Here is a 19788-nt window from a genome sequence, read left to right on the forward strand (position 1 = left end):
GCTCTTAACGCTCCTCTCCCATTTTGACCGCTTGATGGACCTTCAATCTGCGAATGTGAAGGAACAGAAGCATTGCGCCTATAAGCATCATAAAGCCAACGACGTAGAACAATTGGTTCGTATCGCTTGCATTGAAGACGACGCGGAACGGCGGCACCGTCTCCGCCACATTCTCCGTCGTCTGCAGGAACGGCAGGAACAGCAAGCTGACCGCCTTCCCGATCAGTACGCCAAGTCCGATCGCAAGGCCTGCCGTGAACAGCTGCTCCAGCAGCAGCATGCCGGTCAATTGCTTGCGGGATAAGCCCATCGCACGCAGTACGCCGAATTGAACGACACGACCGGACAAGTTGAAGAACCAATACAACACATAACCGGCCAGTGTGACAATTACCGATACGAGGAATCCGAGGCTTAATATACCGAATACGCCTCCTCTGGTCGGATGCTTCGATTGCGTAATCAATTCACTGCGCACATCTTCGAATGAAGCAATCTCGATATTGGCTTCCAGAAGCTTCTCCACGATTGGAGCAGCCGGAGCATTCGGCTTCATCTTCAGCCATACCTCATATGGCATGATCGGCAATTGATCATACAGATAATCCAGGTTGGCAATCAGGAATGGCGCCTGATCCGGGTAGAGCGTAGGCCAATAAGGCAATATGCCCATGACGGTGAACTCCACCATGCCGTCCGTAAAGCCGACGGATACGATATCGCCGAGCTTCAGCTGATATTTCTCCGCTACGCCGGAAGGGATGATTGCTCCATGCTCGTAGGCCCCCATATTGTTCAGGAAGATATTGGGATGGTATGGGAACAAATCGTTGCGGAACCAGCCAACATCGGCAAAGTCGACATTGTCGATGCCAAGGATGTTGCCCTGACCGATCGACTTGCCGGAGATAATGACATTGCCTTTCGTCTTCAACACGCGAGCAGCATGCTCTACGCCTTCCAGCGTTCGGAATATCTCGAATGGCGGCTCATTGTACAGAATGCGCGTCGGCGGATTGCCTCCCTGGTTGCCCGGATTGCCGGGGGTGCCAGGGTTGCCGGGATTCTGCCCGTCGCCTTGCCCGGGCGGCTTCGACTCCGGCGTACCGTCCCATATCGTCTGAATAACAACGTCCGTACCGTACTTATATAACGTGCGTTCCGTTGAGTTCAGATCGATTGTCCGCGCCGCCGACGCATTGTATACGCCGAGCCCGAGCGTCAGCACGAGCAAGATCATAAGCGGATAATAACCTTTCGATGAACGCGAGAGCTGCGTCAGCGTCAAGTACAGCGGCACGGGGAGAAACTTCCTGCCGAGCCAGTTGAACAGCTTGAGCAGCCATGGGAACAGACGCAGGAAGAACAAGCCGAGTGCGAATATGGCAAGCGCCGGGACAAAGAACAGGAACGGCTGCACGTTCAGTTGGTCCGTCGTCATGCCCGTCTGGAATGTCAGCATCTGCCTCTCATTGAACATATACCAGCCGTAACCCGCCGCTCCCAGCAGCAGCACATCCAGGAACCAGCGCTGCCATACCGGCTTGCGGTCGGAGCGGGCAAGATCCTGCTTGTAGTTCACGATGGAAGCACGGGCATAGATGATGGCAGGTATGATCGTCGCCAGAATAGCCAGCACCACTGCCGCTACGCCCGCAATGATCGCTTCCGTCGAGAAGCCGACAGGTATCGACTTGCGGTTGACGAACGACAGGAAGCCGTCGGCTGAACCGATACTCTTCGCCATGAACCAGCCGATGAACGGGCCTGCCGCAAGCGCGATAGCTCCCAGCAACAGTCCCTCCAGCAAATAAATGAGAATGATCTGCCTTGTGCCGGCACCACGGCTGCGCAGAACGGCGATATCGCTGCGCTGCTTGTCGAGCGATTGGCGCGCATTCATCGCTATAAAGAAAAATACCATGGCGATCATCGGCGCCGCCAATGTGAACAGCAGCGTCTGAAGCTGCAAACTCTGCTTCTTGAATTCCGTAAGCGTGTCCGCGAAGGACAGCTCTACGCGTGTATCCTTCAGGCGCTGATACAATTCAATGTTCATTCGCTCCAGCGTCTTGCCCAGCGGCGTCAATTGACTTGTCTGAATCTCGGAAAGATTGAATGCATAATACCAGGCTGCATTATGAATCGGGATATTCAATTGCTTCAGCAGCGTCTGCTGGAACGCTTCCTCATGAATGATCAGCGAGCCCAGCATCCCTTCCAAGCCTTGATACCAATAAGGATCGGAGTCGTTAGTGGGATTGAAGGCGCCGACAATCTTCACCCGGAGCGTCAAGTTAAGGCCGCCATATATGGGGTATTCGAATATATCGCCGATATGCACATCGTTGCGGTACATCGCTTCCTCCAGCATAACGGCTTCAATCAGCCCTTTATCCCCTGCGCCGTCCTTGTACCATTGTCCCTGTACAATCTCAACCTCTTCCTTCAGGCCGGACATCGCCTGTAAGGACAGCAGCCGGTTGCGACCTGCATCGACCTTCGACGGATCTTCCGGCACCACCTCCGAGCTGCGAATGGAATAATTCTGAACGAATGCATCCTGAGCGAAGCCAATATCCTTCGGAATCTGCTCTTTAATATACGTCTCCACTTCCGTCAGATCGGACAGCTCCGTCTTCTCCCCAGGCGTAGACTGATAGCGGATGAGCAGCGAGCCTGCCGGCAAGCCGGTGCTCTTCTCTTGAAGCTGCTTCGCCACCACGCGCTTAAGCGCGCCGTCCGCGTACATCGGAATGCTTGTTGCGAACGCAACCGCCATAATCAAGCCCGCCAGCGTACTTATCGTCATCCATTTGGTGTTCCACATTTTGCGGAATAGAAATTTTAGCAGCGGGATTCCCATAAGCTATCGACCTACGACTTTCTGGCCGGGCTTCAGTCCTTGCAATATTTCGACGTCCGTCGCAGTCTGCTGTCCCACTTCAACGTCCACTTCCGCTTTATTGCCCTCTTTGTCTATCACTTGAACATATGTACGAGATCCGATATTGCGCAGGGCGGTCGGCGGAATGACAATCGCATTCTCGGTCCGCTTCGTAATGACGTGGATGGATACCGGAGTGCCGCGATTCAGATCCTTGGGCAGCTTCGGAATGTTCACAATCATGAAGTCCTCGGGACGTTCCGGCTTATTGTTGTTGTTCGGGTTCGGAAAGCCGTTATTGTTGTCGTTCTCCGTCGACTTCACCGGCAGCTGCTTCACCTTGCCATCGAAAGCTCCTACGCCGCTAATGCTGACGAGAACCTCCATGCCCGGCGCCACCTTCTCCAGTTCCGTCTTGGTCAGCTTGGCCGCCGGTGTGATCAAGCTTGTGTCGGCGACGATCGCTACCGGGTCATATGCTTTAATGGAATCGCCCTTCTGCACGCTCAAGGATACGATTGTGCCGTCGAACGGCGCGTAGAGGGTCGCCTTGTCGATCTCCTCCTGCTTATCCACCAACTGCTGGCGCTTCTCCTCGAACGAGATTCGAAGTTCCTCGAATGCCATCGGCTCCATCTCGTCGCGCTTGCGCAAGTTCTCCTTCATCGCGTTCTCTTCCCGCTGGAAGGCGATCCGCTCCAGTCGGAGCGACTTCTCCAGATCGGAGACGTCCAGTTCGCCGATGAGATCTCCGGTTTTCACTTTATCGCCGCTCTTCACATACAGCTCTTTCAGACGCGCGTCTTTCGTAAAGTACAGCGTCTCTTCCTCCATCGAGATCAGCTTGCCAATGACCTGAACTTTTGTTTCCAGCGTCTTCGTCTTCACTTCATATTCCGGCTTTTGGGATATTTTGGGCGGAGTGATATCCGGAATCTGCTCCTCTTCCTTCTCCGATGGGAGCAGCGAGCACCCGCTTGCGAATACTAGTGATACACTCATAACGGCAATCAATGAACGTTTATATAAACTTCCCGTCCACCATTTCATAGACATGGTCGGCAACCTCCATAATTGTAGGATCATGTGTAGTCATGCAGATAGATACATTTTCTGTTTCGATAATATTTTGAAATACCGACATAACTTGCGCAGACATTGCGGTATCCAGCTCTGCGGTCGGCTCATCCGCCAACAGCAATATCGGGCGATGAGCGATCGATTTGGCAATGGCAACGCGCTGCTGCTCGCCGCCGGACAGCTCGAACGGACGATGATGCATGCGCTTCGCCAGCCCTACCAGCTCCAGACATTCCTCCACGCGCTTCTTCCATTCCGAACGCGGCTTGCCCGCCATGCGGAGCGATAGCTCTACATTCTCGTAAGCGGATAACAGGGGCATAAGTGCGAACGCCTGGAAAATAAAGCCCATGTCCTTCCTCCGGACAAGCGTCCGTTCATCGTCGCTCATCTTGCTGAACGGCATTCCATTGAACCAGATCTCGCCTTTGCTCGGCGTATCCAGCCCGCCCAGACAGTTGAGCAGCGTCGTCTTGCCAGAGCCCGATCTGCCCTTGAGCATCACCAGCTGGCGAGGCTTGATCTCCATCTGAATGCCCTTCAGGACGTGAAGCGTACTCCCGCCCACAGGAAACGACCGTTCAACCATGTTGACGGCCATCAGCTTCTGCTGTGAATCGCTGCTAGCTCCCGCCTCCCGGTCGCGCTGCCCTTCGTCGGAGTGGTTACTGTGGTCACTGCGAGAATCCAGTTCTTCAACAGCATGGGCATCCTCTCTATTTGTTGTAATGGTCATACTCTGCTCTCTCCACCCCTTCATTCTTGATTTCATAATTCTAATCTTACCACCATAGACGTTGATGCGGCGCAAAAAGTTACTGCAAACGACAATATCTTGAAAAACATTTTTTCGGGTGTCCCGGACGGATAACAAAAGCTGCACGAAATAAGAAATCATCCCGTACAGCCGCATTCTTTTATTTCATTTTAAATTGTTCTACTGCTTCGTTCAGCTTGCGGACAACCTCGTTCAGTCCGTCTGCCGATAATGAGATACTCTCTATCAGTGCGAGCTGCTCTTCGGTAGCGGCAGCAACGCTATCTGCCTTTTCCATATTGCGAGCGGCGCTGGTCGAGCTCTCCGCCACCGACGCGCTCACTTCCTCGGAGCTGGCCGACATCTGTTCGGTTATCGCCGAATTATCCTGAAGCTGCTCCGATATTCTGGAGATCGCGGCGATGATAGACTGGAAATTGGCTCCGACGTCTCCGAGCCTCACACTGCTGTTCTCCACCTCTTCCATCGTCCGATTCATATAGCCTGACGCATCGGATATTTCATTGCGCGTCATGCTCACAAGCTGATGGATACGTTCGGCGGATTGCAGCGAATTGGCCGCAAGCTTGCGGATTTCATCTGCCACGACGGCGAAGCCTTTGCCGTGCTCGCCTGCCCTGGCCGCTTCTATCGAGGCGTTCAACGACAAAATGTTCGTCTGGTTGGAGAAGGTCGTAATGTTCTCTACGATCGTGCCGATATCCTGAGAACGCTGCTCCAGCGTTCCGATCACCTCCGACAGCTTGCCGATGACGCTCTTCACTTCCTTCATTTGCTCCGTAAGGCCTGACAGCACAGCTTGTCCCTCATCCGCTTGGCTTGCCGTGGAGCTGGAATCGTCCGCTACTGTGGAAGTATTCTCCGCAATGCGGTTCACTCCTGCCGTCATCTCCTCTATCGCGCGCGCGATCTCATCGGCTCCTCTCGCCTGCAGCTCTGAGCTGCCGGCGACTTCCCCGATCTGCTTGGCCACATGCTCGGCCGCGGCTGACGACTCCTTGGACGCATTGGACAGCTGCGCCGCCGATTCATTGACCCGTACCGTATTGAGCTTAATGCCGGATATGAGCCCCTTCATCGCATCGATCATACTGTCCACGGAACGGGATATATCCCCCAGCTCATCTTTGGAATAGCGCTTCTCCGCCAAAATCGTCAGGTCGCCTTCGCTCACTTTCCGCGTTTTGTTCACGACATTCCTGACCGTCACCATAATCACTCTTATGATATATAGCATGAATACAATTAATAACACAGTTACTATTGCCATTCCGATGAACACCGACAATTGCGTTTCTTTCAGTTGCTCATCTATTTCCGTTAACGTATCATAGGCATAATCATCCATGACTTCGCCGATATGATCGATGCCTGTTCGGCTCTTTTGAAAATGCTCCTCGTAAACGCTGTCGAGCAGCTGCGCTTTCCCGTCTCCGGCAGCCCTCAACACTTCCTCATACCAGATTGTAAATTGTGCAGCAGACATATCGAAGGTGCTTTGCAGCGCTTCCCCGGAACTCACATGCCGAAGACCGAGCAGCTCATGCTTCTCCAATATCGCCTTGGCCTCTTCCGCGCGTTCGAAGACCTGATCCCGGTTCTCCGTCAAGTCGGCCAATGCCGCTTCCTGCTCCGAAGCTCCCAGATTTCCCGATTCCAGCCTCATATAAGCGACATAGGCTTGGTACATGTCACGGTCCGCATTTAATATAAGCGATTCCACCTTGGCGGCTGATTCGTATATCGAGCTCGACATTTGCTTGAATATCGCTCTCTCTTCCGCAAGCAGGTACAACCCTGTACACAAGTAAACCAAAATCGGCAGCACAGCCAACAATAACAGTTTCACGCGCAACGTTAATCTCAACCGCAAGACCCCTTTTCATTTAATTATCAGCTATGATTTATATCGGTAAAAACAGAAAAAGAGTGAACCCGGCTGATCATCGTCAGCAGAATCACTCTTCTTCCTTTTGCGACTACTATGCTATTTGCCAAATGACTGCGGGTCGTTGCGCCACGCTTGCAGGGCGGCAACGTCGGATTCCGCCACTTTGCCCAGCTTCACCGCCGTATCAATCAGCGCAGAATAGTTGGAGAGCGTCTCCAGCGGCATATTCTCTTGCAGGAACGCATCGACAGCCCTCTGGAACTGATAGGTGAAGATCGCCAGCACAGCCAGCACTTCGGCGCCTGCCTCGCGTACGGCAAGTCCCGCTTTCAACGAGCTTCCGCCGGTGGAGATCAAATCCTCGATTACGACGACTTTTTGCCCCGGCGCAATGCGGCCTTCGATCTGATTGCCCTTGCCGTGGCCTTTCGCTTTATCGCGAATGTAAGCCATTGGCAAATTCAGCTTCGACGCCACCCAGGCGGCATGAGGAATACCGGCAGTGGAAGTACCGGCGATAACCTCCGCATCGGAGTAGCGTTCCTTGATGAGAGAGACGAATCCTTCCGCAATCATGTCGCGGATAGCGGGATACGCCATCGTCAGACGATTGTCGCAGTAGATCGGAGACTTCAGACCTGAAGTCCATGTGAAGGGCTCATTCGGCGACAACGCTACCGCTTCGATGTCCAGCAAGCTCCTTGCAATTTTGTTCGGAAGCTCCGTCAACGTTGTACTACTCATTTCCGATCAACTCCTCCAGAATAGATTCAAGCGCTGCTCTCGGGTCCTGCGCCGCTGTAATTGCACGACCGATGACCATATAGTCGGTGCCTTGGCGCAGCGCTTCGCCCGGCGTCATAATGCGCGACTGGTCTCCGGCCGCGACCCCGAAGGGACGAATGCCTGGCGTGACCGTCTTGAAGGATGCGCCGCATGCCGACTTCACGGCGATCACCTCGGTCGGAGCGGCGACGACGCCGTCCAGTCCGCTGGCTTGCGCCAGCTCCGCATATCGGATAACGGCTGCTTCCACGGAGCCGCTTATGCCGATCTCCTCGTTCATCATCGTCTGGCTGGTGCTTGTTAGCTGCGTGACCGCAATGACATCCGGCTTCTTCTGCCCGGCTCCGATCGCCGCATCCACCCCTTCCAGCGCCGCTTCCATCATCGCTCTGCCGCCGGCGGCATGGACATTGAACATGTCCACGCCAAGGCGCGTCACGCTGTCCGAGCCGCCTTTGACCGTATTGGGGATATCGTGCATTTTCACATCGAGGAACACATAATAGCCTTGTTCCTTCAGCGATGCCACGAAGGAGGGGCCGGCAGCGTAGAACAGCTGCATGCCCACCTTCATGTAACAGGGAATGCCTTGCAATTGCTTGATCAGCGTCTTAGCGGAAGCCTCGTCGGGATAGTCTAACGCGATCATAACCTTCCCGGCGGCTTGTTCTCTTGACAATGCCATACCCGATTCCCCCTCTTACTTCTGCAGTACCGGCATGGACCGGGAGGAGAAGTTGATCGTCTCCAGCATGACCAGCAATGCGCGAACCGTATCCAGCGAGGTCAAGCATACGACGCCGTTCTCTACCGCTTCGCGGCGAATGCGGAATCCGTCGCGCTGCGGCGTTTTCCCTTTCGTCAGCGTGTTGACCACGATCTGCACGCTGCCTTCGCGCACGAGATCCAGAATGTTCGGCGATCCCTCGCTCAGCTTCTTCACTTGCATCACATGCAGCCCCGCTTGCTCCAATGCAGCTGCCGTTCCGCCTGTCGCATAGATCTTGTAGCCGATATTGGCGAAGCCGCGCAGCAATTCCGTAGCTTCCTCTTTATCCTTATCGGCTACCGTCGCGACGATCGAGCCCGCTGCAGGAATCTTCATGCCTGCTCCGATCAGTCCCTTGTACAGCGCCTTCGCGTATTGCACGTCGCGGCCCATGACTTCACCCGTCGATTTCATCTCCGGCGTCAGCGTCGGATCGACTCGGCGCAGCTTGGCGAAGGAGAATACCGGCACCTTGACCGATACATACTCATCTTCAGGCCACAGGCCGTCCACGTAGCCGTTGTCCGCCAGCTTCTCGCCCAGAATGGCGCGGGTCGCCAGATTGGCCATCGGCAGGTTCGTCACCTTGCTCAGGAACGGCACGGTGCGGGACGAGCGCGGATTCACCTCGATGACGTACACTTGCTCGTTATGAATGACGAACTGAATGTTCACCAGCCCGATGACTTTCAATTCTTTCGCAATCTCGATCGTAATGTCCACGATCTGCGACTTGATCACTTCCGACAGCGACTGAGGCGGATAGACCGCGATGGAATCGCCGGAGTGAACGCCCGCGCGCTCCACATGCTCCATGATGCCAGGGATGAGAACCGTATCGCCGTCGCAGATCGCGTCGACTTCCGCTTCCTTGCCCAGCATGTAACGGTCGATCAGTACGGGATGCTCCGGATTGATCTTCACCGCTTGCTCCATATAGCTCAGCAGCTCCTGATCGGAGTAGACGATCTCCATCGCACGTCCGCCCAGTACGTAGGACGGGCGCACAAGTACAGGGTATCCCAGCTTCTGTGCGGTCACGACCGCTTCGTCCACGGATGTCACGGTGTTGCCTTCCGGCTGGGCAATGTTCAGCTTGCGAAGCAGCGCTTCGAACTTCTTCCGGTCTTCCGCTGCGTCGATGCTCTCCAGGCTGGAGCCCAGAATGCGCACGCCCGCCTTCGCCAGCGGCGCCGCCAGGTTGATTGCCGTCTGGCCGCCGAACTGCACGATAACGCCGATCGGCTGCTCTTGCTCAATGACGTTCATGACATCCTCGAAGAACAGAGGCTCGAAGTACAAGCGGTCGGATGTGCTGAAGTCCGTCGACACCGTCTCGGGATTGTTGTTAATGATAACCGCTTCATAGCCGGCCTTCTGAATCGCCCATACCGCATGTACGGTGGAATAGTCGAACTCGATGCCCTGACCGATCCGGATAGGCCCGGAACCCAGCACCAGCACCTTCTGCTTGTTCGTCTCCGTCACTTCATTCTCCACTTCATAGGTGGAGTAATAGTAAGGAGTAGTTGCTTCGAACTCGGCCGCGCAAGTGTCTACCATCTTGTAGACCGGCTTGATGTTGTTCTCCAGACGGAAGCTTCTCACTTCCGCTTCGATCGTATGGTTGCCGCTCGGGAAGCCTTCCTTGCGAATTTCTGCAATGGAGCGGTCCGAGAAGCCCATCCGCTTCGCTTCATACAATGTTTGAGCGGACAGTGTCGCTTCCTTCCGCAGACGATCCTCGAAGGCGACGATCGCCGCAATTTTGTCCAGGAACCACCAGTCGATGCGCGTAATATCTTGTATATCCTGCAGCGCATAGCCGCGGCGGAACGCTTCCGCGACAAGGAACATGCGCTCGTCGTCCGGCTTCTCCAGCCGCTGGCGGAGCGTCTCGTCATCCAGCTCTGCAGCTTCCTTCAGATGCAAGCGATGTACGCCGATCTCCAGAGAACGGACTGCTTTGTGAATCGACTCCTCGAACGTGCGCCCAATCGCCATAACTTCGCCGGTCGCCTTCATCTGCGTGCCCAGCTTGCGGTTGGCGTCCACGAATTTGTCGAACGGCCAGCGCGGAATTTTCGATACGATATAATCCAGCGTCGGCTCGAAGCAAGCGTAGGTCTGCCCCGTAACCGGGTTGACCAGCTCGTCAAGCGTATAGCCGACGGCAATCTTCGCCGCCATCTTGGCGATCGGATAACCCGTCGCCTTGGAAGCGAGCGCAGATGAACGGCTGACGCGAGGATTCACCTCGATGACATAATATTGATAGCTGTACGGATCGAGCGCGAACTGCACGTTGCAGCCGCCTTCGATATTCAGCGCGCGAATGATCTTCAGAGATGCCGAGCGCAGCATCTGGTATTCACGGTCGGACAGCGTCTGGGAAGGCGCTACGACGATGCTGTCGCCGGTATGAACGCCGACGGGGTCGAAGTTCTCCATGTTGCAGACGACGATACAGTTGTCGCCGGCATCCCGCATAACCTCGTATTCCACTTCCTTCATGCCCGCAATGGACTTCTCGATCAGACATTGGCTGATCGGGCTGTAGCGAATGCCGGAAGCGACTACTTCGCGCAGTTCTTCTTCGTCTGCGCAGATGCCGCCGCCTGTGCCGCCCAGCGTGTATGCGGGACGAACAATAATGGGGTATCCGATCTTGCTCGCGAATGTCACGGCATCTTCCACAGTCGTGACGATGTCGCTCTCCGGAACAGGCTGCTCCAGCTCACGCATCAGCTCGCGGAACAAGTCGCGATCCTCCGCCTTCTCGATAGCTGTAAGCTGTGTGCCAAGCAGTTGTACATTCTCCTGCTCCAGCACGCCCGCGCGGGCCAGTTCAACCGCCATGTTCAAGCCGGTCTGTCCACCGAGTGTCGGCAGCAGGCCGTCAGGGCGCTCCTGACGAATGATTTGCGAGACGAAGTCCAGTGTGATCGGTTCGATATACACCTTGTCCGCCATATTGGTATCTGTCATGATCGTCGCTGGGTTGCTATTGATCAGCACGACCTCGTAACCCTCTTCCTTGAGAGCTTGGCACGCTTGTGTGCCGGCGTAGTCGAATTCAGCCGCTTGTCCGATGACGATCGGACCGGAGCCGATCACCAGAATTTTTTTCAGTTTATTATTTTTGGGCATATTGAAGCTCTCCTTTCAGCGTCTCCGATAGCAAGGCTTGACGAGGTTTTTGCGGGTTGTTGGCTTTATAGTCTGCGATCATGTTCAAGAACTCGTCGAACAGATAGCTGGAGTCGAATGGGCCGGGAGCCGCTTCCGGATGATACTGCACCGAGAATGCGGGATGTTGCTTATGCTTCAGTCCCTCGATAGTCTTATCGTTATTGTTGATATGCGTAACCTCCAGCTGTGTGCCGGAGACGGAAGATTCCAGTACGGTGTAGCCATGGTTCTGCGAAGTGATGTAGCAGCGGTCTGTCGCCAGTTCCTTGACGGGATGGTTGCCGCCGCGATGGCCGAACTTCAGCTTGGTCGTATCCGCTCCGCCAGCCAAGGCGAACAGCTGATGCCCGAGGCAGATGCCGAAGATCGGATACTCGCCCAGCAGTTCCTTGATCATCGCTACGGCATGAGGCACATCCTTCGGGTCCCCAGGGCCGTTGGACAGCTGGATGCCGTCAGGCGCCAGGCGGCGAATCTCGTCCGCAGTCGTATCGTGAGGAACGACGACTACGTCGCAGCCGCGCTTCGTCAGCTCGCGCAGAATGCCGCTCTTCGCTCCGAAGTCTACGAGCACGATGCGTGCTCCGTTGCCCGGGCTGGAGAATACATGCTTCGTGGAGGTGCGGGCAACCTGGTCTCTCATCAGACTGGTAGCGGTCAGACGCTCCTGAAGCTCTTCCAGCTTCTCATTGCCGGTCGTCAACAATCCGCGCATCGTTCCGTAGTGGCGCAGCTTGCGAGTCAGCATGCGCGTATCGATGTCGCTGATGCCGGGAATGCCGTACTCCTTCAGCAGTTGACCCAATGAATACTGGGCGCGCCAGTTGCTCGGCACCGGCTCATGACGACGAACGACGAAGCCGTGGATGAAGGGGCGGATTGACTCGAAGTCATCGCGGGTAATGCCGTAGTTCCCGATCAGCGGATATGTCATCGTCACGATCTGACCGCAGTAAGACGGATCGGAGAGCACCTCCTGGTAGCCTGTAATTCCTGTATTGAATACAACCTCTCCCGCCATTTCGGTCTCTGCTCCGAAGGACAGGCCGGTGAACAATGTGCCGTCTTCCAACAATAGTCTTGCTTGCATCCCTTTCACTCCTCCAGTTGTTGATGATCTGCTCGATCCTCGATCTATTCTTGTTATTGCATCATTCCCGGATTCATTCCGGAACTATTCCGTAATTATTCGCTCCATACCGTTTTGCCGTCGACAATCGTCGCAACCGGCCAGCCTTTCAAGCTCCAGCCGCCGAACGGCGTGTTCGTTCCTTTCGAGAGGAACGAAGCGGGATCAACAGCGCGCTCGCTCGTCAGATCCACGATCGTCAGGTCGGCAGGCGCACCCACTTCAAGCCGTCCCGAGTTCAGCCGGAACACGCGCGCCGGATCGGATGTCATTCGCTGCAGCAGGAAGCCGAGCGTCCAGCGTCCCGTCTCTACGAATTTCGTATACAGCAGCGGGAATGCCGTCTCGAAGCCGACAATTCCGAACGGGGCCAGGTCGACTCCGCGCGCTTTCTCCTCGGCGCTGTGCGGCGCATGGTCCGTTACGATCATGTCAAGCGTACCGTCCTCCAGCGCTTCGATGACCGCTTGCACATCGCGTGGCGAGCGCAGCGGCGGGTTCATCTTCCAGTTCGCATCGTCCAGACCCGGGATATCCTCATCCGACAGCAGCAGATGGTGAGGACACACCTCCGCCGTCACCCGTATGCCGACTTGCTTGGCCAGCCTGATCAGACGTACGGATTGCTCCGTGCTGACATGGCAGACATGGTAATGTACGCCTGTCGCCTCCGCCAGCAGCACATCGCGGCCGACGTGTATCGCTTCGGATTCATTCGGAATCCCTTTAATACCGTGCTTGCGCGAGAATTCGCCTTCTGTCGCCCAGGCGCCTTTCACCAGCGTGTCGTCCTCACAGTGGGCGATTACCGGCATATCCATCGACTTCGCGAGCGCCATCGCATCCTTCATCATCTGCGCGTTCTGCACACCGACACCGTCGTCCGTAAAGCCGATTGCGCCTGCTTCCTTCAAGGAAGCGAAATCGGTCAGCTCCCGTCCAAGCTCGTTCTTCGTGATCGCCGCGTAAGGAAGCACCTTGACTATCGCTTGGTCCCGCGCCTTGTCTACAATATAGCGCACCGTCTCCGCAGTGTCCGTAACAGGACGAGTATTCGGCATGCAAGCGATCGTCGTGAAGCCGCCCTTCGCCGCCGAGCGCGAGCCGCTCTCGATATCTTCTTTATATTGGAAGCCGGGATCGCGCAAATGGACGTGCATGTCGATAAAGCCGGGGGAGAGCAGCTTGCCCTCCGCATCGATTGTCTCGGAGCCGCCTGCTTCGACAGACTCGGAACCGTTCAAGATCGATTCGATTACTCCTTCTTCGATTCGCACATGCTTCCTCTCCAGCTCGCTCCGCTCTTCGTTCCACACGCTAGCATTCATGATCCATAGAGACATTCACGATTCCCCCTACCAGTCTTTAGTATGAACAAACTTTTATTTATCCGAACGCTCTTTCGATAACAGCCATTCTGACCGGAACGCCATTCTCCATCTGAGGAAAAATGCGCGATTGCGGATGCTCGACAAGCTCGTCGTCGATTTCCACATTGCGATTGACGGGCGCCGGATGCATGATGATCGCATGGCTTGCGATCTGCCCCGCCCGCTCCACCGTCAGGCCATACTGCTCGCGGTATTGTTCCGCGGAAGTGATCATACCCTTCTCGTGCCTCTCCAGCTGAACGCGCAGCATCATGACGACATCAGCCTTCAGCGCTTCGTCGATGGAGATATAAGGCGCATCCAGTTCCGGCGCGGCCATATTAGCCGGCGCGCAGAAGCTGACCTTCGCACCAAGCTTCCGGAGCGCGTACAAGTTGGAGCGTGCTACGCGGCTGTGAAGAATATCGCCGACAATCGCCACATGAAGCCCCCGAATATCGCCGAATTGCTTGCGCATGGTGTATAGGTCCAGCAGTGCTTGGGTCGGGTGCTCGTTGTTCCCGTCTCCGGCGTTGATTAGCGGTACTTTGATCCGCTCCGCCAGCTCCGCCAGCACGCCGATCGGCTTCAGCCGGATGATTCCGACATCGATGCCCATCGATTCCAGCGTCCTGACCGTATCGTAGATGGATTCGCCCTTCTCCACGCTGGAAGCTGCCGCTGTGAAGTTGATAACCTCAGCGCCCAGCCGCTTCTCCGCCACTTCGAAGGAGAAGCGGGTGCGGGTGCTGTTCTCGAAGAACATGTTGGCTGCGAATTTCCCTTTCAGCTTATCGTGCACCTTCTCCGCATGCTGTTCCCAGTATGCCGCACGGTCCAGTATGGACAGGATTTCATCCGCATCCAACTGCTTAAGTCCCAGCAGGCTCCTTGTCCCTGTCGTTGCCATCGTCATTTGGCAAGCCCCCTCTGATGTATAATATTCACTCTGTCCATCAGGTCGATCTCGCTTAAGAAAACCTGTATTTGCTCTTGTTTGGAGGTAGGTACGTTCTTGCCGACAAAGTCGGGCCTGATCGGCAACTCCCGGTGGCCACGGTCCACAAGCACAGCCAATTGAACGCTCTGCGGTCTTCCGCTGTCCATGATCGCATCTAGCGCCGCGCGTATCGTTCGGCCCGTATACAGGACGTCATCGAACAGGATCACTCTCTTGTCCTTGACGGACAGCTTGGCATTGTTCGCAGCGCCCGGCTCATTCGCCGCTTCCGCGCTTGCGGCAGCCGCTTCCAGCCGATCGTCGCGATAAGACGTAATGTCCAGCTCCTGCACCGGCACCGGCTTGCCTTCAATCTCCGCTATGCGCGCCGCTATTCGCTCAGCCAGATAGATGCCTCTGGTACGTATGCCGACGATGACACAATTCTCGATTCCCTTGTTCTTCTCGACAATCTCGTGGGCAATGCGCGTCAGCGCGCGCCGGATTGCCGCTTCATCCATAATGATCAAGTGTTCAGCTTCCGTCATGACCGAGAACTCCCTTCTCTGGCTTGTTCACCATTCCACCCGCCGACAGCGTCGCACAAAAAAACTCCTTGCGGCAAGCGCAAGGAGTTGTGAGATTCAGCCTGAAGAGACGCATCTGCCCCAGCTCCCATGAATCCATGAGCAACTGTGCGAAGACGCTTCGCCCTTCATCTTATTGACCTGTGAATCACGCTACCTTGCCAGCCTCACGGGACTGAGTTAAAGGTACTGCTTCGTATCACAAGAATTATCCCACGTTCGACATGTTCTGTCAAGCTTAGATCCGTTCCTTGAATCGGTTCCTTCTATAGAGTCAGCTTGCGTATACGCTCTACTGCCTTCTCCGTATTCTCGCGGCTGCCGAATGCCGTGAGGCGGAAGTAGCCTTGACCGCTCTGGCCGAAGCCGACACCCGGCGTGCCTACAATGTTCGCCTCTGTCAGCAGCTTGTCGAAGAACGCCCACGAATCCAGCCCTTGCGGCGTCTTCAGCCATATATATGGCGCATTCACACCGCCATATACGTCCAGTCCAAGCGATGCAAGTCCGTCGCGAATAATGGCTGCGTTGGACATATAGTATTGAACGAGAGACGAGATCTGTTCCTTGCCCTCCGTCGAGTAGATCGCAGCAGCCCCACGCTGTGTTACATAGGATACGCCATTGAATTTCGTTGTATGCCTGCGGTTCCACAGGTCGTTGACAAGCACTTCGTTGCCGCTGGCGTCGAAGCCCTTCAGCTCGCGCGGAACAACTGTGTAGGCGCAGCGAACGCCGGTGAAGCCTGCTGTCTTGGAGAAGCTGCGGAATTCGATGGCCACTTCCCTCGCGCCTTCAACCTCATATATGCTATGCGGAACATCATCTTCCTGAATGAAGGCTTCATAAGCGGAATCGAACAGAATAATGCAGTTGTTCGCCCGAGCGTAATCAACCCATTCTTTCAGCTCGTCTTTCGTCAGCGTCATTCCTGTCGGGTTGTTGGGATAGCAGAGATAGATCAAATCCACTTTGCCTGCAGGCAGACTAGGCTTGAAGTTGTTTTCCGCCGTGCACTCCAAGTATACGATGTTGTCGAAGCGTTTTGTTGCTTCATTATACTTGCCGGAGCGGCCAGCCATCACATTCGTATCCACATAGACAGGATAGACGGGATCTTGAACGGCGACGATACTGTCCGTGCTGAAGATCTCTTGGATATTGCCGACGTCGCATTTGGAACCATCGCTGACGAACACTTCGTTGCCGGCAATCTCGACGCCGCGCGATTTATAATCGTTCTCGATGATGGCATTGATCAGGAAGTCGTAGCCTTGCTCCGGACCGTAACCGCGGAAGGAGCCCGGTACAGCCAGCTCGTCGACTGCGCTGTGCATAGCTTGAACGACAGCCTCGGGCAATCCTCTCGTGACATCGCCGATGCCCAGGCTGATGATTTCGGCATTGGGATGATCAGCGATAAATTTCGTGCGCCTCTTGGCAATTTCGGAGAATAAATAGCTGCCCTGCAGCTCCAGAAAATGTTGATTAATATGTGTCATAGCTTAATCACCTATCCTTCATCCATTAATATTCCCATACTGACAAGAATATCGCAGATAGCCGCCCGCCATAATGAATAATGTGAGCAAAAGTTTGCACTATTTGTCTTCCGCAACACCCTCCGCCAATCCTGCAACAGAAAAAAGAAAGCTTACGACTTGCGCAAGCTTTCCAGCACATGCTTCATATCCTGAGGCATATCGGCCCGAAACTCCATCCGTTCCCCGCTGCGAGGATGGGTGAAGCCCAATACGCCCGCATGCAGCGCCTGACCGTCCAATGCTACCGTCTTGCTCCGGCCGTACACCGGATCGCCTGCGAGCGGATGGCCGATGTACTTCATATGGACGCGGATCTGATGCGTTCTGCCCGTCTCCAGCTGAAGCTCTACAAGCGTATAGCCCGTCAAACGCTCCAGTACAGCGAAGTGGGTAACGGCTTCCTTGGCCCCCCTGTTCGTCACGGTAAACATCTTGCGGTCTTGCGGGTCCCGGCCGATCGGCGCGTTGATCGTACCGTTGTCATGCGGCAGATCGCCATGGACCAGCGCCACATATTGGCGGGTAACGCTATGCTCCTTCAGCTGCTCGGCCAAGGAATGATGCGCCATATCGTTCTTCGCAGCCATCAGCAACCCTGTCGTATCCTTGTCGATGCGATGCACGATGCCGGGGCGCAGCAAGCCGTTAATGCCCGACAGATCGCTGCAATGATGCATCAATGCATTGACCAGCGTACCGGTCAGATGGCCAGGAGCGGGATGCACGACCATGCCTCGCGGCTTGTTCACGACGATCACGTCGGAATCCTCATAGACGATATCCAGCGGTATGGCTTCAGGCTGAATCTCCGCAGCTTCAGGCTCCGGCAGCTGCAGCTCCACTCTGTCGGAAGCCGCAAGCTTGTAATTCGGCTTCACCGCAGCTCCGTTCACTTGCACCAATCCGCGCTTGACCCATTCCTGAACCGCCGTCCGGGATACGGATTCCTCTTCCAGCGCATCCGTCAGCCACTTGTCGATCCGCTCTCCGACATCTCCTTCCGGAATGTCCCAATCCATTACTTCTTCTTGCTCATTATACCGTCTGCTGTTCATGTTCATCTTGCTCCTTGCTTTCCTCTCTTCCCATTCGCGCCTTCTCATCCTTCATGCCGAGCAGCGTATCCAGCATGATGAGCCCTACGCCAATGACAATCGCGGAATCTGCAATGTTGAAGATCGGGAACGTGTAGTTTCCAAAATTGAATTTGAAGAAATCCACCACTTCGCCGAATCGCACGCGGTCGATGAAGTTGCCGATGGCGCCGCCCAGCACTAGTCCCAATCCGATCATAAGCACCGGCTTGGCCGACTTTCTCATCGTCTGTATATACCAGATCAGTCCGGCTACAATGATGACGGTAATGATGATAAAAAAAGCCCGCTGCTCCTGTAAAATGCCGAAAGCGGCTCCTCGGTTGCGATGCGAGGTAATCAGAAAGAAATTGCCGATAATGCTTATTTCTTCATCAAGATTCATTGTCGTCTTCACGATCAGCTTGGTGATGTAATCCAGCACAAGCACCAGCAGGCCAATCCAATAATAGTAAAAACGCATGCCACCACTCCTAAAGTCGATAGTCAGTCCATCTAAGTGTATCATATTGCGCTGCCGGCGAGCCAGCAGACCTTCCTGCCGCGACCTGTCCTTCCATGCATGTCCACTGGTTAAAAAGGCATCCTGCGGTCAAACTAAGCTTGATCAACCAGGCAGAAGAAGGAGGAGCTTCATCATGAATGATATATCACCGGATCAGCTCGACTTGTTGCGCAGCCGGCTGAAGGACGAGCATGAAGCTGTACAATCCAGAATCATGGAGTCCGAACATGACGGACTTGCCCGTTCGCTCAGGGACGAGACCGGAGAGTTGTCTCCGATCGACAATCATCCCGGCGACTTAGGAACGGAACTGTACGAGCGCGGCAAGGATATCGCCCTTCTGGAGCAGCAAGAGCTTCATCTGCAACGGATTGAGGCAGCGCTAAGAGCTATTGAGGACGGCTCTTACGGCCAATGCGCCGCATGCGGCGAGCCGATTCCGTTCGAGCGGCTGAATGCTCTGCCCGATTGCTTGTATTGCATTCAGCATGCTCCCCGTTCCCTGCTGTCCGACGCGCGTCCTGTGGAAGAGCAGTTCCTGCATCCCCCATTCGGCCGTACCAGCATGGATGAGCATGAGTATAGCGGCTTCGACGGCGAGGACAGCTGGCAGATTGTGGAGAATTGGGGCAATTCCGATTCACCCGCGATGTCGGAGAATCGGGATGCCGCCGATTACAATCATATCGCTATTGATGCGGAGGAGAACGACGGTTATGTGGAGGCCATGGAGAGCTTCCTCGCCACCGACATTACAGGCCGGCATGTATCCGTCATCCGCAATCGCGAATACGACGACTATATGCACAGCGGTGAAGGCGATCATAGCCTTGATGCCGAAGCTTAGTAGCTCTTTACATCAAGCTGCATTTGAACGATTCTGACGATATCCGCTATGTAGTCTCCGATGATCGGCAGGTTAAGGGCGCCCAGAATTTGAAGCACATATACGATTGTCGCCGCGAAGAACGTGAAGCCGATCGCAATGCCGACGCCGCGGGCCGTTCCCGCCAACAAGTTGCGCCACATTAGCTTGAAGGGCCTGTTCAGAAGATCGACGTATTCCGCAATTTGCGTTCGTTCCATCTGCGTTGCGATATGCTGCATGCGCTTGTCGAGCGCCCCCAGCGATTGTTGCAGCGCTTGAAAATCCGGCTCCTTCTCCTGATTGGCTTGCTCTGTCAGCTGCACTTTATAGCCTTTTTGGCCTCTCTTCTTCATCATACCGGAAATCTC

Annotated in this window: 16 protein-coding genes; 1 reads left to right on the forward strand and 15 read right to left on the reverse strand. The window is 55.1% G+C overall.

The genetic code is table 11. From position 1 onward, the window contains the following. Positions 1–4: 4 nt before the first annotated feature. From M6D81_RS11965 to lspA, 14 genes are all read right to left on the reverse strand, one after another. Positions 5–2866: an ABC transporter permease gene (locus M6D81_RS11965; protein WP_262677128.1), complete on the reverse strand. Its 2862-nt coding sequence runs from the start codon at positions 2864–2866 to the stop codon at positions 5–7. A gap of 3 nt (positions 2867–2869) precedes the next feature. Further along, positions 2870–3943, reverse strand: a complete 1074-nt coding sequence (locus tag M6D81_RS11970) for an efflux RND transporter periplasmic adaptor subunit (RefSeq protein ID WP_262677130.1) — start codon at positions 3941–3943, stop codon at positions 2870–2872. Further along, positions 3909–4703 carry an ABC transporter ATP-binding protein gene (locus tag M6D81_RS11975; protein WP_262677131.1) on the reverse strand — a complete coding sequence of 265 codons (795 nt, stop codon included), beginning with the start codon at positions 4701–4703 and terminating at the stop codon, positions 3909–3911. Before M6D81_RS11975 ends, M6D81_RS11970 begins: the two co-directional genes overlap by 35 nt. A 181-nt stretch (positions 4704–4884) precedes the next feature. Beyond that, positions 4885–6612 (reverse strand): methyl-accepting chemotaxis protein, encoded by a 1728-nt coding sequence (locus M6D81_RS11980; protein WP_262677132.1) that lies wholly within the window; start codon positions 6610–6612, stop codon positions 4885–4887. Between the two features lie 120 nt (positions 6613–6732). Beyond that, complete coding sequence (gene pyrE, locus M6D81_RS11985; RefSeq protein ID WP_262677133.1) at positions 6733–7380, reverse strand: orotate phosphoribosyltransferase; 648 nt, start codon at positions 7378–7380, stop codon at positions 6733–6735. Beyond that, positions 7373–8107 (reverse strand): orotidine-5'-phosphate decarboxylase, encoded by a 735-nt coding sequence (gene pyrF / locus M6D81_RS11990; RefSeq protein ID WP_262677134.1) that lies wholly within the window; start codon positions 8105–8107, stop codon positions 7373–7375. Before pyrF ends, pyrE begins: the two co-directional genes overlap by 8 nt. Positions 8108–8122: 15 nt before the next feature. Next, entirely contained in the window at positions 8123–11341 is a 3219-nt protein-coding gene (gene carB, locus M6D81_RS11995) for a carbamoyl-phosphate synthase large subunit (protein ID WP_262677135.1), read from the reverse strand. Then, positions 11328–12473, reverse strand: coding sequence for a carbamoyl phosphate synthase small subunit (locus M6D81_RS12000; protein WP_262677136.1), 1146 nt, complete (start codon positions 12471–12473; stop codon positions 11328–11330). Before M6D81_RS12000 ends, carB begins: the two co-directional genes overlap by 14 nt. A 95-nt stretch (positions 12474–12568) precedes the next feature. Further along, positions 12569–13855 carry a dihydroorotase gene (locus M6D81_RS12005; protein ID WP_262677137.1) on the reverse strand — a complete coding sequence of 429 codons (1287 nt, stop codon included), beginning with the start codon at positions 13853–13855 and terminating at the stop codon, positions 12569–12571. A 43-nt stretch (positions 13856–13898) separates the two neighbouring features. Continuing rightward, entirely contained in the window at positions 13899–14798 is a 900-nt protein-coding gene (locus M6D81_RS12010) for an aspartate carbamoyltransferase catalytic subunit (protein ID WP_262677138.1), read from the reverse strand. Beyond that, on the reverse strand, positions 14795–15370 hold the full coding sequence (pyrR, locus tag M6D81_RS12015) for a bifunctional pyr operon transcriptional regulator/uracil phosphoribosyltransferase PyrR (RefSeq protein ID WP_262677139.1): 576 nt from the start codon (positions 15368–15370) through the stop codon (positions 14795–14797). The genes M6D81_RS12010 and pyrR overlap by 4 nt, the downstream gene beginning before the upstream one ends. Before the next feature lie 305 nt (positions 15371–15675). Then, a complete protein-coding gene (locus tag M6D81_RS12020) occupies positions 15676–16911 on the reverse strand; it encodes an LL-diaminopimelate aminotransferase (protein ID WP_262677141.1) in 1236 nt (411 codons plus the stop codon). Positions 16912–17063: 152 nt separating this feature from the next. Next, positions 17064–18008, reverse strand: coding sequence for an RluA family pseudouridine synthase (locus M6D81_RS12025; RefSeq protein ID WP_410795728.1), 945 nt, complete (start codon positions 18006–18008; stop codon positions 17064–17066). Further along, entirely contained in the window at positions 17989–18510 is a 522-nt protein-coding gene (lspA, locus tag M6D81_RS12030; protein ID WP_262677142.1) for a signal peptidase II, read from the reverse strand. The genes M6D81_RS12025 and lspA overlap by 20 nt, the downstream gene beginning before the upstream one ends. 175 nt (positions 18511–18685) lie before the next feature. Between lspA and M6D81_RS12035 the strand changes: the two genes are divergently transcribed. After that, entirely contained in the window at positions 18686–19399 is a 714-nt protein-coding gene (locus M6D81_RS12035; RefSeq protein WP_262677144.1) for a TraR/DksA C4-type zinc finger protein, read from the forward strand. Here the strand turns inward: M6D81_RS12035 and M6D81_RS12040 are convergent. Continuing rightward, the gene (locus tag M6D81_RS12040; RefSeq protein WP_410795729.1) at positions 19396–19773 is read right to left on the reverse strand and encodes a DUF5665 domain-containing protein; all 378 of its coding nucleotides are present in this window, start codon (positions 19771–19773) and stop codon (positions 19396–19398) included. The genes M6D81_RS12035 and M6D81_RS12040 overlap by 4 nt on opposite strands. Between the last annotated feature and the right edge of the window lie 15 nt (positions 19774–19788).

This window comes from Paenibacillus sp. J5C2022 (assembly GCF_025567625.1).
Classification (GTDB): Bacteria; Bacillota; Bacilli; order Paenibacillales; family Paenibacillaceae; genus Pristimantibacillus.

Coding starts and splice junctions, on each gene's coding strand:
- M6D81_RS11965 (WP_262677128.1), bottom strand. CDS start 2,866: ATGGGAATCCCGCTGCTAAAATTTCTATTCCGCAAAATGTGGAACACC.
- M6D81_RS11970 (WP_262677130.1), bottom strand. CDS start 3,943: ATGTCTATGAAATGGTGGACGGGAAGTTTATATAAACGTTCATTGATT.
- M6D81_RS11975 (WP_262677131.1), bottom strand. CDS start 4,703: ATGACCATTACAACAAATAGAGAGGATGCCCATGCTGTTGAAGAACTG.
- pyrE (WP_262677133.1), bottom strand. CDS start 7,380: ATGAGTAGTACAACGTTGACGGAGCTTCCGAACAAAATTGCAAGGAGC.
- pyrF (WP_262677134.1), bottom strand. CDS start 8,107: ATGGCATTGTCAAGAGAACAAGCCGCCGGGAAGGTTATGATCGCGTTA.
- carB (WP_262677135.1), bottom strand. CDS start 11,341: ATGCCCAAAAATAATAAACTGAAAAAAATTCTGGTGATCGGCTCCGGT.
- M6D81_RS12000 (WP_262677136.1), bottom strand. CDS start 12,473: ATGCAAGCAAGACTATTGTTGGAAGACGGCACATTGTTCACCGGCCTG.
- M6D81_RS12005 (WP_262677137.1), bottom strand. CDS start 13,855: ATGTCTCTATGGATCATGAATGCTAGCGTGTGGAACGAAGAGCGGAGC.
- M6D81_RS12010 (WP_262677138.1), bottom strand. CDS start 14,798: ATGACGATGGCAACGACAGGGACAAGGAGCCTGCTGGGACTTAAGCAG.
- pyrR (WP_262677139.1), bottom strand. CDS start 15,370: ATGACGGAAGCTGAACACTTGATCATTATGGATGAAGCGGCAATCCGG.
- M6D81_RS12020 (WP_262677141.1), bottom strand. CDS start 16,911: ATGACACATATTAATCAACATTTTCTGGAGCTGCAGGGCAGCTATTTA.
- M6D81_RS12025 (WP_410795728.1), bottom strand. CDS start 18,008: ATGAACAGCAGACGGTATAATGAGCAAGAAGAAGTAATGGATTGGGAC.
- lspA (WP_262677142.1), bottom strand. CDS start 18,510: ATGCGTTTTTACTATTATTGGATTGGCCTGCTGGTGCTTGTGCTGGAT.
- M6D81_RS12035 (WP_262677144.1), top strand. CDS start 18,686: ATGAATGATATATCACCGGATCAGCTCGACTTGTTGCGCAGCCGGCTG.
- M6D81_RS12040 (WP_410795729.1), bottom strand. CDS start 19,773: ATGAAGAAGAGAGGCCAAAAAGGCTATAAAGTGCAGCTGACAGAGCAA.